Source organism: Nocardioides sp. Z35_8, assembly GCF_059621125.1.
Genome location: NZ_JCAQIE010000003.1, coordinates 334,988 through 350,661 on the forward strand (window position 1 = coordinate 334,988; position 15,674 = coordinate 350,661).

Annotated in this window: 11 protein-coding genes; 8 read left to right on the plus strand and 3 right to left on the minus strand. The window is 74.8% G+C overall.

What is annotated here, in order from left to right:
- Positions 1–35: 35 nt before the first annotated feature.
- Positions 36–1,499 (minus strand): phospholipase D-like domain-containing protein, encoded by a 1,464-nt coding sequence (locus AC54T2_RS15975; protein WP_241005435.1) that lies wholly within the window; start codon positions 1,497–1,499, stop codon positions 36–38.
- Positions 1,500–1,671: 172 nt separating this feature from the next.
- Here AC54T2_RS15975 and imuA' point away from each other — a divergent pair, with 172 nt between their 5' ends.
- The 7 genes from imuA' to AC54T2_RS16010 all read left to right on the plus strand — a co-directional run bounded on the left by imuA' (position 1,672) and on the right by AC54T2_RS16010 (position 11,464).
- Positions 1,672–2,358 carry a DnaE2-dependent mutagenesis accessory factor ImuA' gene (imuA', locus tag AC54T2_RS15980; protein WP_186341871.1) on the plus strand — a complete coding sequence of 229 codons (687 nt, stop codon included), beginning with the start codon at positions 1,672–1,674 and terminating at the stop codon, positions 2,356–2,358.
- A gap of 52 nt (positions 2,359–2,410) precedes the next feature.
- The gene (locus tag AC54T2_RS15985; protein ID WP_222129723.1) at positions 2,411–3,970 is read left to right on the plus strand and encodes a Y-family DNA polymerase; all 1,560 of its coding nucleotides are present in this window, start codon (positions 2,411–2,413) and stop codon (positions 3,968–3,970) included.
- A gap of 72 nt (positions 3,971–4,042) precedes the next feature.
- Positions 4,043–7,474 carry an error-prone DNA polymerase gene (locus AC54T2_RS15990; protein ID WP_496666671.1) on the plus strand — a complete coding sequence of 1,144 codons (3,432 nt, stop codon included), beginning with the start codon at positions 4,043–4,045 and terminating at the stop codon, positions 7,472–7,474.
- Positions 7,475–7,775: 301 nt separating this feature from the next.
- Positions 7,776–8,726: a glycosyltransferase family 2 protein gene (locus AC54T2_RS15995; protein WP_186341868.1), complete on the plus strand. Its 951-nt coding sequence runs from the start codon at positions 7,776–7,778 to the stop codon at positions 8,724–8,726.
- Positions 8,723–9,472 carry a sulfotransferase domain-containing protein gene (locus AC54T2_RS16000; RefSeq protein ID WP_496666672.1) on the plus strand — a complete coding sequence of 250 codons (750 nt, stop codon included), beginning with the start codon at positions 8,723–8,725 and terminating at the stop codon, positions 9,470–9,472. The genes AC54T2_RS15995 and AC54T2_RS16000 overlap by 4 nt, the downstream gene beginning before the upstream one ends.
- Positions 9,469–10,710 (plus strand): dTDP-4-amino-4,6-dideoxygalactose transaminase, encoded by a 1,242-nt coding sequence (rffA, locus tag AC54T2_RS16005; protein WP_186341866.1) that lies wholly within the window; start codon positions 9,469–9,471, stop codon positions 10,708–10,710. The genes AC54T2_RS16000 and rffA overlap by 4 nt, the downstream gene beginning before the upstream one ends.
- Before the next feature lie 19 nt (positions 10,711–10,729).
- The gene (locus tag AC54T2_RS16010) at positions 10,730–11,464 is read left to right on the plus strand and encodes a methyltransferase domain-containing protein (protein WP_489976187.1); all 735 of its coding nucleotides are present in this window, start codon (positions 10,730–10,732) and stop codon (positions 11,462–11,464) included.
- On the opposite strand, the gene AC54T2_RS16015 is transcribed toward AC54T2_RS16010, so the two are convergent.
- Together AC54T2_RS16015 and AC54T2_RS16020 are read right to left on the minus strand one after the other, a co-directional pair.
- The gene (locus tag AC54T2_RS16015) at positions 11,436–12,662 is read right to left on the minus strand and encodes a lipopolysaccharide biosynthesis protein (RefSeq protein ID WP_496666673.1); all 1,227 of its coding nucleotides are present in this window, start codon (positions 12,660–12,662) and stop codon (positions 11,436–11,438) included. The two genes, AC54T2_RS16010 and AC54T2_RS16015, sit on opposite strands and share 29 nt — an antisense overlap.
- Positions 12,659–14,230 carry a glycosyltransferase family protein gene (locus AC54T2_RS16020; protein WP_496666674.1) on the minus strand — a complete coding sequence of 524 codons (1,572 nt, stop codon included), beginning with the start codon at positions 14,228–14,230 and terminating at the stop codon, positions 12,659–12,661. Before AC54T2_RS16020 ends, AC54T2_RS16015 begins: the two co-directional genes overlap by 4 nt.
- Before the next feature lie 136 nt (positions 14,231–14,366).
- On the opposite strand from AC54T2_RS16020, the gene AC54T2_RS16025 reads away from it, so the two are divergent.
- Complete coding sequence (locus tag AC54T2_RS16025) at positions 14,367–15,635, plus strand: MFS transporter (RefSeq protein WP_496666675.1); 1,269 nt, start codon at positions 14,367–14,369, stop codon at positions 15,633–15,635.
- The last annotated feature ends 39 nt before the right edge of the window (positions 15,636–15,674 follow it).

The following is a 15,674-nucleotide window of genomic DNA, read 5'->3' on the forward strand; positions in this document are numbered from 1 at the left end:
GGGCGGTCGTGGCGGCGGCCGGCCCGCTCCCCGCGTCAGTCGGCCTCCCAGTAGGGCCCGGGCAGGTAGCGGTCGGGCTCGACCGTGGTGACCGGGCGGCGCACGGTGCGCCACACCGTGCGGGTGGTGCCGTCCGGGTCGACCACCGTGCGACGGACCCGGAAGTTGGCGTAGGTCGTGGTGTAGGCGTTGCGGGTGTTGCGCTTGTTGTTCCACTGGTAGTTGAAGTTCCTGAGGTACTTCTTCGCCACCTTCGCGCCCCGGATGGTGAACCACACCTCGTCGTTGGCCGTGCTCAGGCTGGACCAGTTGACCGAGCCGGTGAGCACCATCGAGGTGTTGGGCACGCCGTTGTAGGTGCCCTGGATGACGAGGTACTTCTGGTGGCTGTAGTAGTCGAGGATCAGGTCGTCCACGCCGTCGTTGTTGAGGTCGAAGTTGTCCTCGGTGTTGTAGTCCATCCCGGTGGAGCGCAGCGGGATCCGGCCCCGCCTGGTCGGGGCGCCGATGATGCCCTTGGTGCGATAGCCGATGAGCCCGTAGCTCACCCGCACGTCGCAGCCCTGGATCCACTTCTGGCGGATGGCCTCGGCCAGGTAGTCGCCGCGACTGCCGCGCATGGTGTGCATCGACAGGGCCAGGCGGGTGCGGGTGACCTTCCCGGTGACGGGGTCGACGTTGCGGCACCCGACCCGGTTGAGCAGGGTGACGACCAGGTCGTCCTTGAGGGGCGCGACCCGCGGGAAGGCGACGACGGTGTGCTTGTCGACGGAGTCGTCGCACACCGGCCCGACCGGGGTGCCGCAGAACGAGATCGGCGGCTGGCGGGTGTCGTAGTCGCGGCGCATGTCGTTGAAGAGGCCGACGAACTGGCGGTACAGCTCGTGGTCGCCCGAGGTGAAGTAGAGGTCGTTCCACTGGTGGATGGCGGCGTTGCGCGTCATGTTGGCCGAGCCCACCGCGATCACGTCCTCGCTCGCGCCGGCCTGGCTGAAGAGGTAGAACTTCGAGTGCAGGTTGTTGAACTCGTTGGCCGTCCCGCGGCAGCTCTGCTTGCACTTGTAGATGAAGCTGTTGCGACGCGGGTTCTTGCCGACCTCGGCCCGGATCAGCTTCATCGCCCTGGTCTCCCAGTGGTCGTTGAGCAGCATCTGGACCCGTACGCCGCGGCGGTGCGCCGCGACCAGCGCCTGGGCGACCGGCACCCGGTCGAGCGAGTAGATCGCGATCCGGATCGTCGACCCCTTCGGCGTGTGGTTGATCGTCTCGATCACCCGTCGCTCGATCTGGAAGTGCCCCTTGCGCAGGTGGGGGTCGTTGAAGAAGGGGCCCTTGAAGGCCTCCCAGCGCGCCGGTCTGGCCGACGTGCCGGCACTCGGACCGGCCTGGGCCGCGACCGTCCCTCCGGGCACTGCCCGACCGGGGGCGACCGGACCCAGCATCGCCACCACCAGGCCGACCAGCACCAGGCAGAGGCTCCCCACGAACCTCGACTTCATCGACACGACCCCCACCTCTCGACGCGCTGTGCCCTTCAGGATAAGCAGACCGGCCCGGCTCTGGGGGCCTCTGCGGCCACGTCCTCGGACCGCTTCTAGCACCTCGCCCGCAAGTCCGGCAGGGCAGGTCGACTGGCTTGACTCGTTCGAACGCCTGTTCGATCATGAGGGCATGTCGTCCGCCCGCTCCGTCGCCCTCGACCCGGGTCGCTCCGTGGTCGAGCAGCTGCGCGAGCGGGTGGCGGCCATGGAGAGCAGGATGGAGATCAAGGCGGCCGGGGAGCCCGTCCCCACCCTCCCCGGGCTGGCCGGCCTGATGTCCCTGCACGCGGGGGCAACCTACGCCGTCGACTCGGCGTCCCTGGCGCTGGCCCTCGCCGCCGGGGCCTCCCGGGCCGGGGAGTGGGTCGGCTTCGCCGGCTGGCCCGACTTCGGCGCCGAGGCCGCCGCCGAGCTCGGGATCGAGCTGTCCCGCACGGTGCTGGTGCCCGATCCCGGCGAGCACTGGCTCGAGGTGACGGCGGCGCTGGTCGACGTGCTCCGGGTCGTGGTGCTGCGCCCGCCGGCCACCGTCGACGAGCGCACGGCGGCGGTCCTCGACTCGCGGCTGCGCACCCGGTCGGCGGTGCTGGTCGTGCAGGGCGACTGGCCGCGCGTCGAGGCGCGGCTGAGCCTCGAGGGGTCGACGTGGAGCGGTCCCGCCGCGGGCGCCGGGCAGCTGGAGCAGCGCCGCGCGCACGTCGTCGTCCGCCGCGGGGCGCGGCCGGCCCGGCGTGTCGAGCTGGCCTGGCCGGGTGTGCGGCCGGTCGCCCCTGATGTCCCGCGGCGGGTGCGGGAGATCCACCGGGCCTCCGGATGAGCTCGCGGGTGGGGTCGCAGGTGAGGTCGCGGGTGGTGTCGCGGTGAGGGTGATGGTCGTGTGGTGCCCCGACTGGTCGGTGGTGGCCGCGCTCGACGAGGCGGGCAGGTCGCTGCGCTCCCCCGCTGCCGTGCTGGCGGCCAATGCCGTCGAGGTGTGCAACGGTCCGGCGCGCGCCGAGGGCGTACGCCGCGGGCAGCGCCGGCGCGACGCGCAGGCCAGGTGCCCGGAGCTGGTGCTGCTGCCGGCCAACCCCGACCGCGACGCCCGCGCCTTCGAGCCGGTGCTGGCCACCGTGGAGGACCTGCGTCCCGGGGTCGCGGCCCTGCGCCCCGGACTGCTGGCCGTCCGCGCCCCCGGCAGCTGGTACGGCAGCGAGACGGCCGCGGCGGCCACCGCCTGCCAGGCCATCGTGGAGGGCGGCGTGTGGGACGTGCGGGTGGGCATCGCCGACGACCTCTTCACCGCCGAGCAGGCCGCCCGCACGGCCGACGTGCAGGCGTGGACGGTCGTGCCGGCCGGCGGGTCGGCGGCGTTCCTGCGCGACCTGCCCGTGCAGGTGCTGGCCGACGACGGGGCGCGCGGGCGCGAGCTCGTCGGGCTGCTGCAGCGGCTCGGGCTGCCCACGCTCGGCGACCTCGCCGACCTGCCCGGCGACGCCGTCGAGCACCGGCTCGGCGCCTACGGGGCGAGCGTGCGCCGCCGGGCACGCGGCGAGGACCCCGCGCTGTTCGCCGCCCGGACGCCGCCCCCCGACCTCGACGCGGAGGTGGCGTTCGAGCCCGCCCTCGACTCGGTGGAGGCGATCACGTTCAGCGTGCGCACCACCGCCGAGCGCTTCGTCTCCCAGCTGGCGCACCACCAGCTGCTCGCGACGGGGGTGCGGGTCGAGGCAGAGTCCGACGGCGCCGTCTGCTCGTCGCGCACCTGGCTGCACCCCCGCCACTTCACCGCGCGCGACCTCGTCGACCGCGTGCACTGGCAGCTGCAGTCGGCGACCGTGGGCGGCTCGCTGCGGGCTCGCAAGCACGCCGGTGTCGTACACGCGCCCATCGACCGGGTCAGGTTCGTGCCCGACGTGGTCGAGCCCGCGGCGGCGCACGGCGAGGCGCTGTGGGGCAGCGCCTCCGACGACCTCGTCGAGCGCGGCGTGGCCAGGGTCCAGGGGATGGTCGGCTTCGACGCGGTGCGCCGACCGGTGCTCCAGGGCGGGCGCACCCCCGCCGCACGCCAGGCCCTGGTGCCGTGGGGCGAGCGGGCCGTCGACCTCCGACCCGTCGACCGGCCGTGGCCGGGCCGGGTGCCGGGGCCGGCGCCGGTGCGGGTCTTCGCCGCTCCCCCGGCGGCCGAGGTCGTCGACGAGGCGGGCCGCGAGGTGCGGGTCACCGACCGGGGCGTCGTCACCGGCGAGCCGCGACGCTTCCGGGTCGGCGGTGGCGTGCTGCCCTGGCAGCCGGTGACCGCGTGGGCCGGGCCGTGGCCGGTCGACGAGGGCTGGTGGTCGGGCGCGTCCGGGCCCACCGCCCGCTTCCAGGTCGTCGGGGCAGACGGCCGCGCCTGGCTGCTGGTGCGCGCCCCGGACGGGTGGGCCCTGGAGGCCGGCTATGACTGAGCGCCACGTGCACCACGTGCACCACGGCAGGCGTCGGCTCGGTCGTGGGTGTGGGACCGGAGGCGTGCGCTGATGGGCTGGAACAACCCCGCCATGCGGTGGAAGGAGCTCGAGCGCCGGCTGAGCGGGCTGCCGGGCGCCGACGACGCCCCCGTGTCGCGACGCAAGCGCGCCACCCCCGAGGCGCGGGCGATCGAGCGACCCGCCACGGTGACGCCCTACGCCGAGCTGCACTGCCACAGCCACTTCAGCTTCCTCGACGGCGCCAGCTCGCCGGCGGAGCTCGTCGAGGAGGCCGTGCGGCTGGGCCTGTCCGCGCTGGCGATCACCGACCACGACGGCTTCTACGGGGCCCCGATGCTGGCCGAGGCCGCCGCGGCCTACGACCTGCCCACCGTCTTCGGCGCCGAGCTGTCGCTCGGGCTGAGCGGTCCGCAGAACGGCGTTCCCGACCCCGAGGGCAGCCACCTGCTCGTGCTGGCGCGGGGCGTGGAGGGCTACCACCGCCTCGCCGCGGCCATGACCGACGCGCACCTGCGCGGCGATGAGAAGGGCCGGCCCGTCTACGACCTCGACGAGCTCGGCGAGCGCGGGCGCGGGCACTGGGTGGTGCTGACCGGCTGCCGCAAGGGCACCGTGCGGCAGGCGCTGGCCGCCGGCGGCGAGCCCGCGGCGGCCGCGGCGCTCGACCGGCTGACGTCGCTCTTCGGCCTCGACGACGTGCTCGTCGAGCTCTCCCCGCGACCGGGGTCCGACGCCACCAACGCCGCGCTCGCCGGGCTCGCGGCCGTCCACGGGCTCGACGTCGTCGCCGCCGGCAACGTCCACCACGCCACCCCCCAACGGCACCGGCTGGCCTCGGCGATGGCGGCGGTGCGGGCCCGCCGCAGCCTCGCCGAGCTCGACGGCTGGCTCGACCTGTCGGGCTCGGCCCACCTGCGCAGCGGCGCCGAGACCGCCGCCGCGCTGGCGTCCCACCCCGGGGCGGTCGAGCGCAGCGTCTCCCTGGCCGAGGAGCTGGCCTTCGACCTGCGCAAGGCCTCCCCCGCCCTGCCCAAGCGGCAGATCCCGGAGGGCCACACGGCCGACTCCTGGCTGCGGGTGCTCGCCGAGCGCGGCTTCGCCGAGCGCTACGCCGGGGTGCCCCACGAGCGCGAGGCCCGCGAGCGGCTCGAGCACGAGCTCCGGGTCATCGCCGAGAAGGACTTCGCCGGCTACTTCGTCATCGTCCACGACATCGTCGCCTTCGCCCGCGAGCGGCGCATCCTGTGCCAGGGCCGCGGCTCGGCCGCGAGCTCGGCGGTCTGCTACGCCCTGGGCATCACCGCCGTCGACGCGGTCTTCTACAAGCTGCCCTTCGAGCGCTTCATCTCCGCCCACCGCGACGAGGAGCCCGACATCGACGTCGACTTCGACTCCGACCGCCGCGAGGAGGTCATCCAGTGGGTCTACGACACCTACGGGCGGCGCAACGCCGCGCAGGTGGCCAACGTCATCGCCTACCGCCCCCGCATGGCCGTGCGCGACGCCGCCAAGGCGCTCGGCTTCTCCCCCGGCCAGCAGGACGCGTGGTCCAAGCAGATCGACGGGTGGAGCTCGGTCGTGTCCGGCGACCTGGGCGACCCGGCGGCCCACGACGTGCCCCCGGCGGTGGTCGCGCTCGCCGACGAGCTGATGGGCGCGCCGCGCCACCTCGGCATCCACTCCGGCGGCATGGTCCTCACCGAACGCCCGATCGGCGAGGTGTGCCCCATCGAGCGGGCCCGGATGGACCGGCGCACCGTGCTGCAGTGGGACAAGGACGCCTGCGAGTCGATGGGGCTGGTGAAGTTCGACCTGCTGGGCCTGGGCATGCTCGGCGCGCTCGACCACATGATGCGCCTGGTGGGCGAGCACCTCGGCGAGCACTGGGACCTCGCCACCATGCCCAAGGAGGAGCCGGCGGTCTACGACATGCTGTGCCGCGCCGACTCGATCGGGGTCTTCCAGGTGGAGAGCCGGGCCCAGATCGGCACGCTGCCCCGGCTGCGCCCGCGCGAGTTCTACGACCTCGCCATCGAGATCGCCCTCATCCGTCCCGGTCCGATCCAGGGTGGTGCCGTCCACCCCTACGTGCGCCGGGCCACCGGGCAGGAGCCGGTGACCTACGACCACCCCGAGCTGGTGCCGGTGCTCGAGCGCACCAAGGGCGTGCCGCTGTTCCAGGAGCAGCTGATGGCGATGGCGGTGACCCTCGGCGACTGCAGCCGCGACGACGCCGACCTGCTGCGCCGCGCCATGGGCTCCAAGCGCGGCGTCGAGCGCATCGAGTCGGTCAAGGCCAAGCTCTACGCCGGCATGCGGCGCCGCGGCATCACCGGCGAGCTCGCCGACTCGATCTACGTCAAGATCCTCTCCTTCGCCAACTTCGGCTTCGCCGAGTCGCACGCCCTGTCCTTCGCCCTGCTGGTCTACGCCTCGTCCTGGTTCAAGCTGCACTACCCCGCGGCGTTCCTCGCCGGCCTGCTGCGCAACCAGCCGATGGGCTTCTACTCCCCGCAGTCGCTGGTCCACGACGCCCGGCGCCACGACGTCGACGTACGCCGTCCCGACGTCACGCGCTCGGCCGCCCAGGCCGACCTCGAGCCCCTCGAGCCCCTCGAGCCCCTCGAGCCCACCGAGTCCACCGGTGCCGGGCCGGTGGCCGCGACCGGGCTCGACGCGTGCCGCCGGCCGCGCTTCGAGCGGGTCGAGTGGGTGCCCGGCACGCCCGACCCGGTGCCCGCCCACCGGCGCGACGGCGCGCTCGCCGTACGCCTGGGCCTCGACTCGGTGCGCGGCATCGGCCTCGACGTGGCGCGCCGCATCGTGGCCGCGCGTGAGGAGGCCCCCTTCACCGACATCACCGACCTCTCCCGGCGCGCCGGGCTGACGTCAGCCCAGCTCGAGGCCCTGGCCACCGCCGGCGCGTTCGAGGCGTGGGGGCTCGATCGTCGTTCGGCGCTGTGGGCGGCCGGCTTCGCCGAGGGTGCCGAGCACCTCCCCGGCACCACCCCTGCCCCGGCCGCGCCCACGCTGCCCGGGATGTCCGAGCCCGAGATCACCCTCGCCGACCTCTGGGCCACCGGCGTCTCCCCGGAGCGGCACCCCGTCGAGCACCTGCGCGCCCAGCTCCGGCGAGCCGGCGTGCGCTCGATCGCCGAGCTCGCCACCGCCGAGGCGGGGCGGCGCGTCCACGTCGGCGGCCTGATCACCCACCGGCAGCGTCCCGGCACCGCCATGGGGGTCACCTTCCTCAACCTCGAGGACGAGACGGGCATGCTCAACGTCGTCTGCTCGATCGGGGTGATGAAGGCCCACCGGCAGGCCGCCCGCAACTCGGTGGCCGTGGTCGTGCGCGGCCGCCTCGAGCGCAATGAGGGGGTCACCAACCTCGTCGCCGACCGGGTCGAGGGCATCGACGTCGTCGTCCCCGGCGCCGGCGCGGTGCTGCAGGCCCGCGCCTCGTCCCGCGACTTCCGCTGACCCGGATCCCGTGGTCGGTGCGACCACGAGGCGACGCTCCCCCACCGTGGGTCCACCGCCGGGCGTCCCATCGCTGAGCCCAGCGTGGCGCCGCGATCTGTGGACGACGTCGAGCTTCGTGGGGTGGTCCGACACCTGGTGGGGGTTGCAACGGCCTCCAGGTGTCGGAGTCCCCGCTCGAGCGGGGACTCCGACCCGGGGACTCCGACCACGGGCGAAACGAGACGCGCCACGCCCGTCGTCGCCCCTATGCTCGACACGAGCCGACCGTCCGGGTCGTGTCGCCGAGGGAAGGGAAAGCGTGAGCCCCGCCCCCACCGACCCCACCGACTTCTCCTACTCCGTCGTCATCCCGGTCTACAACAGCCAGGACGTCGTCGGGCGCACCGTCGCCGCCGTGCTCGAGGTCTTCGAGGCCGCCGGCCTGCGCCACCAGGTCGTGCTGGTCAACGACGGCAGCCGCGACGGCAGCTGGGACGTCATCGCCGCCCTCGCCGCCCAGTCGCCCCACGTCGTCGCCCTCGACCTGCTGCGCAACTACGGCCAGCACCACGCCAACCTCGCCGGCATGCGGGAGGCGAGCGGCGACTACGTCATCACCCTCGACGACGACCTGCAGAACCCGCCCGACCAGGCGCTGCTGCTGATCGACAAGGCGATGGAGGGCCACGACGTGGTCTTCGGCCGCTTCGAGCGCAAGCAGGCCCGTGGCCACCGCCGGCTCGGCAGCAAGGTGATCAGCATGATCAACCGCCGCGTCTTCGACCAGCCTGCGGGCCTCGCGGTGTCCAACTTCCGGATCCTGCGCCGCGACGTGGTGGACCGGATCTGCGCCTCGCGCACCGCCCACCCCTACATCACCGGCCAGGCGCTGATGTATTCCAGCGACCCCGCCGACGTGCTGGTGCGCCACGACCCGCGCCCGGTCGGCACCAGCTCCTACGGCCTGCGACGCATCGCCTCGCTCGTGCTGACCATCCTGTTCAGCTACTCCGTCTTCCCGCTGCGCCTCGCCGCCGGCGTGGGGTTCGCGGTCGCCGGGGGCAGCTTCCTGCTCGGGCTCTTCTACCTCGTCCGGTCGCTGTTCGTGGACTCCCCCGTGCCCGGCTGGACGACGATCGCGGTGCTGCTGGCGCTGCTCAACGGCTTCGTCATCATGCTGCTGTCGATGCTCGGCGAGTACGTCGTGCGCACCCTCAACGCCGTCAGCGCCGTCAGCACCTACCACGTCGCGCGCCGGGTCTCCTCGTGAGCGGGTGCACCCACCGGCACCTGCTCGTGGTCGGCGCGCAGCGGTGCGGCACGACCTACCTCGCCACCGCGCTCGACGCCCACCCCGACGTGGCGATGGCCCGCCCGTCGCCCCCCGAGCCCAAGGTCTTCTGCGACGCGGAGCTGTCGACACGCGGTGCCGAGTGGTACGACCGGACGTGGTTCGCGCACGCCACCGACGAGGACCTGCTCGGCGACAAGAGCACCAGCTACCTCGAGGACCCGCGCGCCCCCGCCCGCGCCGCGGCGATGCTCGGCCAGCCGCATGTGGTCGTGCTGCTGCGCGACCCGGTGCGCCGGGCGGTGTCGCACTGGCGCCTCAGCACTGCGCACGGGATCGAGACCCGCGGGCTCGAGGAGGCGCTGCTCGCCGACCTCGGCGACGACCAGCCGTGGGACCGGCGGCGCTCGTCGGTGTCCCCGTTCGCCTACCTGCGGCGCGGTCGCTACGCCGAGCAGCTGGTCCCGTGGACGACTGCGTTCCCGGCGACGACCCACGTGCTGTTCCTCGAGGAGCTGCTCGCCGACCCCGCCGTCCTGCCGGCACTGGTGGGCGACCTGGGCCTCGACCCGGCCCGTACGCCGCCGCCGGCGGCCGGGCCGGTCAACGCGAGCGCCGGCGACCGGCCCGACCTCGACGCAGGCGTGAGCGAGGCCCTCGCGGGGTACTTCCGGGAGAGCAACGCCGACCTCGCGGCCCGGCTGCGGCGTCCGCTGCCGTGGTGAGCGGGAGCGGGATCGGCGACGACGAGAGGGAGGTGCCGGTGGTGGCACACGCACAGCAGCCGGGACCCGGCGGCACCGGCGACCTGCCGGACATCGCCTTCAACGTGCCCGCGGTCGTGGGACGCGAGCTCGACTACGTCCAGGAGGCCGTGCTCGGCGGCCACCTGTCCTCGGGGGGCGAGTTCGCCCGCCGCGCGGCGGAGATCCTGGCCGCCGACACCGGGTCCCCCGAGGTGCTGATGACCACCTCCTGCACCGCGGCGCTCGAGCTCTCGGCGATGCTGATGGACCTCCAGGAGGGCGACACCGTCATCGTGCCGTCGTTCACCTTCACCAGCACCGGGCTGGCCTACGCCCGCCAGGGGGCCGGGCTGCTGTTCTGCGACATCGAGCGCCGCACCCTCGGCCTCGATCCCGAGCACCTCTCCACCCTGCTCGACGAGCACGTCCGGGCGGTCGTGGTGGTGCACTACGCCGGCGTCGCCTGCGACGTCGAGGCGATCCGCGAGGTCCTCGCCGAGTGGCCCGAGGTGCGCCTGGTCGAGGACAACGCCCACGGCCTGTTCGGCACCTGGCGCGGCGAGCCGCTCGGCAGCCTCGGGCGCTACGCGACGCTGAGCTTCCACGAGACCAAGAACTTCACCTGCGGCGAGGGCGGGGCGCTCGTCCTCAACGACGCACGCGACGTCGACCGGGCCCGGGTGCTCTACGACAAGGGCACCAACCGCCACGCCTTCATGCTCGGCCAGGTCGACAAGTACACCTGGAAGGACACCGGCTCCTCGTTCGGCCTCTCCGACGTGCTGGCCGCCTACCTCCTCGCCCAGCTCGAGCAGCGCGAGGCGGTGCAGGCCGTGCGGCGGCGCATCCACGACCACTACGAGGCCGCGCTCTCGCCCCACGGCGACGAGCTGGGCTTCGAGGTGATGCGGGTGCCGGAGGAGCGGGAGCCGGCCCACCACATGTACTACGTGCTGCTGTCCGACCACGGCCGCCGCAACGACGTCCTGGAGCTGATGCGCAAGTCGGGGGTGCAGGCGACCTTCCACTACCAGCCGCTGCACACCTCGGACGCCGGGCGGGCCTTCGCCGTCCGGGCGACGCAGTGCCCGGTCGCCGAGGACGTCAGCGGCCGGCTGCTGCGCCTGCCGTTCCACAACACCCTCACCGACGGGGACCTCGACCGGGTCGTCGCGGCCTTCCTCGAGGCGGGCGCGGCCACCGCCCCCGCCCGGTGAGACCCCGATGAGCACCTCGATGAGCGCCGAGACGCACGCGCAGCCCGGCTCCTCCTCGCTGCGCCGCGAGGGCTACTGGTGGCACCGGGCCCGCGCCGACCTGCTGGACGCCGTGATGGCGCCCCACCTGGGCACCCCGCGGCGCACCCTCGACGTGGGCAGCGCCGACGCGCCCAGCGTCGCGTGGATGCGCGGCGCGCAGCAGCACGTCGCGCTGGACCTGTTCCCCGACGGGCTGAGGCCGGGCGAGGGCGTGGTCGGCTCGGCCACCGAGCTGCCGTTCGCCGACGCCACCTTCGACGTGGTCTCGGCGTTCGACGTCGTCGAGCACTGCGCGGACGACGCCCGCGCGGTCGCCGAGCTGCTGCGCGTCCTGGCGCCCGGCGGCCGGATGCTGATCTCGGTGCCCGCCTACCAGTGGGCGTGGTCGGACCACGACGTCCAGGCCGGCCACCACCGGCGCTACACCAGGCGCTCGGTCGTCGCGCTGGTCGAGGGTGCGGGTGCGCGGGTGCTGCGCACGACCTACGCCTTCGGTGGGGTCTTCCCGCTCTTCGCCGCCGAGCGGCTGCGCCGCCGGGTCCGGCCCGCACCCGCGGGCGACTCGCGCCTGCCCGAGGTGTCGCCGGCGCTCGACCGGGTGCTGAGCGGCGTGTGCCGTGCGGAGGCGCGGGTGCTGCGCCGCGGCGACCTTCCCTTCGGCTCCTCGGTGTTCGTCGCCGCGGTCAGGCCGACGTCCTCCGACCCGGCCTGAGCGCGCCGGACGCCACCACCGCGAGGAGCGCCGTGGCCACGACCTCGGCGGCCAGGAAGGCGACGGCCACGCGCTCGAGGGGCGCCGCCGCGCCGGTCGTGAGCAGCGCGAGCGCCCCGGCGACGACGGCCAGGCACCAGGCGCCGCTCACCCGGCCCGGACGCTCCAGCGCGAGGGCGACCACCATCAGCACCACGTTGACCAGGGCCAGGGCGCACCCCGCCGCCACGAGCGTCGCGACGCCCGGCCCGACCTCGACGGAGCGACCGAAGACGGCCCGCACGAGCGGCGACCCCGCGACGAGCCCGACGACGGCGCCGATCGCCACGGTCGCGACAGCGAGCACGGCCAGCCGCCCCGCGAGCGCGCGAAGCGCCTGCCGGTCCTCCGCCGCGACGAGCCCGGTCACGTGGTGGGTGAGCTGGGGCAGCGTGCCCAGCACGACCATGTAGGGCGCCCGGAACAGCGCCAGCGTCGCGAACATGACCGTCACCTCGGCCGGCGACCCGCCGACGAGGGCCACCACCACCGCTCCCCCGGTGAGCACGCCCTGGGCGAGCAGCTGGGCGGTGGCGGCGCCGCCCAGGAAGGCCAGCGACCCCGCCCGGCCCGCCTCGTCGTCGGCCGCGTGGAGGCGCCAGGCCGCCGGCCAGAGTGCGACCAGCGAGCCGGCGACGAGGGCCAGGCCGTGGGCGACCGGGTCGTGCACCCCCGCCAGCAGCAGCACGCCGACGAGCACGCACCGCAGCGCGTTCTCCGCGACCAGGCTCCACGCCACCGCCCCCATCCGGCCGCGGCCGGCCAGGCCGCCACGCAGCACGCCGACGCACGCAGAGCCCCCGAACACCAGCGCGACGAGCACCGGGAACCAGCCGTCGTCGCGGCCGAAGAGCCGCTCGCGCAGCAGCCACGACAGCACCCCGGCGGTCACCGAGACGAGCACCACCACCGTCGCGACGCCCCCGGCCGAGCGGCCTACGTCGCCCTCGCGCCCGGCGGCGACGCACCGGGTGATCCAGTGCTGGAGCGGGAACGTGAGGGCGGCGCCCGCCAGCGCCCACGCGGTCCACAGCACCGAGACGGGAGCCGCCGCGGTGGCCCCCAGGGCGCGGGTGACCAGGACGAAGACGAGGTAGGCCAGCAGCCCGCTGACCACCGAGCCGGCGGCGAGCAGGGCCGGTGCCCGGCGGCTGCTCATCCGGCGGGGGCCGGCGCTCGCGCGAGCGGGCTGCTCGGGTCGTAGCCCGCCGCCGCCCGCAGGTCGGCGATGGTCGCCGGCCCGAGCGAGGCGCGGGCGTACCAGTCCCACAGCGGCGCGCTGCCGACGTAGACGTAGGCGGGCCGCAGCGACTCGCGCCACCCGGTCGAGACCGTCTCCCCCACCGCGACGAGGTCGGTGCCGTCGGCGACCAGGTCGCTGCGGAAGCCGGCCAGGCCGCCGGGCCAGGTGTCGTCCATGTAGTCCTGCAGGCCGCTGCGGAACATCTGGTAGCGGGTGGGGTTGGTGCGCCCGGCCAGGACGAGCGGCTGCGGTGCCTCGATCGAGGTGAGGGTGGCGCCGGGAGGCAGGGTCGCCAGCACGGCCTCCGTCGCCTCGCGCTGCTCGCGCAGCGTGTCGTCGCGCGAGGTCAGCGAGAAGGTCAGCGCGAGCGCCACCCCGCCGACGGCCAGGGCGGCCGCCACCGCCGCCCGGCGCCGCGGCGCGAGCCCGTGCGCGGCCACCGCGTAGGCCGCGCCGAGACCGAGGGCGGCGAAGGGCAGCACCGCGAACAGGTCGGGCCAGGCGTCGTACTCCCGCCAGATCCAGGCCAGCCCGGCCACCAGGCCGGCCGCCATCGCGGGCAGCACCCGGAGCCCCGGCTCGGCGTCGCGGGCCCGGCGCGACACCGCGGCGAGGGAGACCAGCACCAGCAGCACCGTGCCGGCGAGGAGCAGCCACACCGTCACGCCGTAGGCCACCTGCAGGTCGTCCCACACCCGTTCCAGGTCCTCGGCGAGCGGATCGGGCACCGTGTAGCGGCGGTTGATCCCGTAGAAGCCGTCGTAGGCCTCGCGCAGCGAGCCGGCCAGGGCGAACCAGGCGGCGAGCACGGCGACGGGCACCAGCCCGCCCACGCCCACCTGCGCCAGGGCGCGCACCCGTCGTCCGTGGGCGAGCAGCAGCGCCGCCACGACCACGGCGGTGACGGTGCTGAAGAACGCCGTCTGCAGGCACAGGGTGGCGAGGCTGGTGAACAGCCCCGCGGTGAACCAGCGGCGCCGGGTCGCCGCCCACAGCGCGACGAGGACGAACAGCGTCATCGGGGTCTTCTCACGCGGCCCGCTCGAGGCGTACTGGATGAAGCCGTGGAAGGCGAGCATCGCGCTCGCGGTGACGAGGCCCGCCGGGCGGGAGCCGAGCAGGTCGCGACCGAGCAGGTAGGACACGCACACCGCGGCCGTGGCGAGGAGCATGAACAGCACGCGCATGGTGACCACGTCGTCGAGGCCGCCGACGCGCGCCACGAGCGCCCCTGCCCCCGGCAGCACGTGCGCCAGCGGCCCGGCGCGGTTGAGCACCCCGAGATAGGGCGGCACCCCGTCCGCGACCTGCTGGCCGGCATAGCTGTAGATGCCCAGGTCACGGGTCAGCGCGCCGTGGAAGCCGTGGAGCACGTAGACGACGACCGCGACGATCCCGACCACCGGGACGAGCGGGTCGACGGCGCGCAGCCGGGATGCCCCGCCGCGCCGGACGCCGTCTGACCGGTCGGGACGAGGGGGCACGCCCGCCACCCTACGGGGGCGCCACCCTGATTCGGCGGTGGTCCGATCGGCCTCCTAGGATGGATGCCAGCAGAGGGTTCAACGCGTCCTTGGAGGTGGGTTCGGCGCGTCGTACCGACGCACCCTGAAGGATCCCGTGAGCCCCCTCGCCTCCTACCGCCGACTCCTGTCGATCGCCGGCCCCTCCTACGTCCTCGTGGCCTTCGTCGGCCGCCTGCCGTTGGCGATGAGCCAGCTCGGCACCCTCCTGCTCGTCTCGACGGCCACCGGCAGCTACGGCCTCGGCGGGCTGAGCGCCGGCGCCCTGGCCGTCGCCAACGCCGCGGGCGCGCCGGTCGCGGGGTCGCTCGCCGACCGCATCGGGCAACGCCCCGTCGTCCTCGTCCAGTCGCTGCTCGGCGCCGCCGGGCTGGCCCTGCTCGTCGCGGTCGTGGGCGCCGACGCCGCCAACGGGCTGGTCGTCCTCACCGCGGCCGCCACCGGACTGGTGCTCCCCCAGGTCGGGCCGCTGGCCCGGGTGAGGTGGCGCCCCCTGACGCGCGCGACCGGTGCCCACCAGCGCCGGCTCGTCGACGCCGCCTTCTCCTACGAGGGCGCCGCCGACGAGGCGTCGTTCGCGATCGGCCCGGCGCTGGTGGGCCTCTCGGTCGCCGTCGTCTCGCCGTCCGGGGCGCTCCTGCTCGCCGCGGTGCTGCTCGCCGTCTTCGGCTCCGCGTTCGCGCTCGACCCGTCCGCCCGCCTGACCCACGAGACGGAGCGGGCCGTCGGCTCGGGCCGGCTCATCGCGCCCGCCTTCGTCGTGCTGGCCGCCGCGCAGGTCTCGATCGGCATGCTGTTCGGCGCCACCCAGACCGGCGCCACCGTGCTCGCCACGGAGGCCGGGACGCCGGGCGCCGCCGGGCTGGTGCACGCGACCCTCGGCGTCGGCAGCGCGGTCGCCGGTCTCGCCACGGCCTTCGTCCCCGAGCGGATCGGTCACGAGCGCCGCGCCCTCGTCGCCGCCTGGGTGCTGCTCGTGCTGTCGCTGCCGCTGCTGGCCGTCGGCTCGTTGGGCACCGCGACCGCGACCGTGCTGGTCCTCGGCTGCGCCGTCGCGCCCTACATGATCGCCGTCTTCTCGCTCGCCGAGCGGGCCGTGCCGCCGGCCCAGGTCGGCGCGGCGATGACGACGCTGGCCAGCGCGACCGGGCTGGGCTACGCCCTCGGCTCGAGCCTCGCCGGCCGCCTCGCCGACGAGTCGGGCGCCACTGCCGCGTTCGCCGTCACCGTCGGCGCGACGGTGCTCGCGGTCGCGCTGATGTCGACGCAGCAGCGCCGTCTCCGCGCGGCAGCAGCCGACCGGAGCATCCCGCCGGCGACGCCCGGCGAGCACCGCGCGGACGTCCCGGTGGGCGGCAGCCGCTAGGTTGGACCCGTCCACCACGCGGAGGCACCGGGTCCCCGC

Excerpts from the sequence above, each read along its gene's own strand:
- imuA' (WP_186341871.1), top strand. The coding sequence starts at position 1,672 with ATGTCGTCCGCCCGCTCCGTCGCCCTCGACCCGGGTCGCTCCGTGGTC.
- AC54T2_RS15985 (WP_222129723.1), top strand. The coding sequence starts at position 2,411 with ATGGTCGTGTGGTGCCCCGACTGGTCGGTGGTGGCCGCGCTCGACGAG.
- AC54T2_RS16010 (WP_489976187.1), top strand. The coding sequence starts at position 10,730 with ATGAGCGCCGAGACGCACGCGCAGCCCGGCTCCTCCTCGCTGCGCCGC.
- AC54T2_RS16015 (WP_496666673.1), bottom strand. The coding sequence starts at position 12,662 with ATGAGCAGCCGCCGGGCACCGGCCCTGCTCGCCGCCGGCTCGGTGGTC.
- AC54T2_RS15975 (WP_241005435.1), bottom strand. The coding sequence starts at position 1,499 with ATGAAGTCGAGGTTCGTGGGGAGCCTCTGCCTGGTGCTGGTCGGCCTG.
- AC54T2_RS15990 (WP_496666671.1), top strand. The coding sequence starts at position 4,043 with ATGGGCTGGAACAACCCCGCCATGCGGTGGAAGGAGCTCGAGCGCCGG.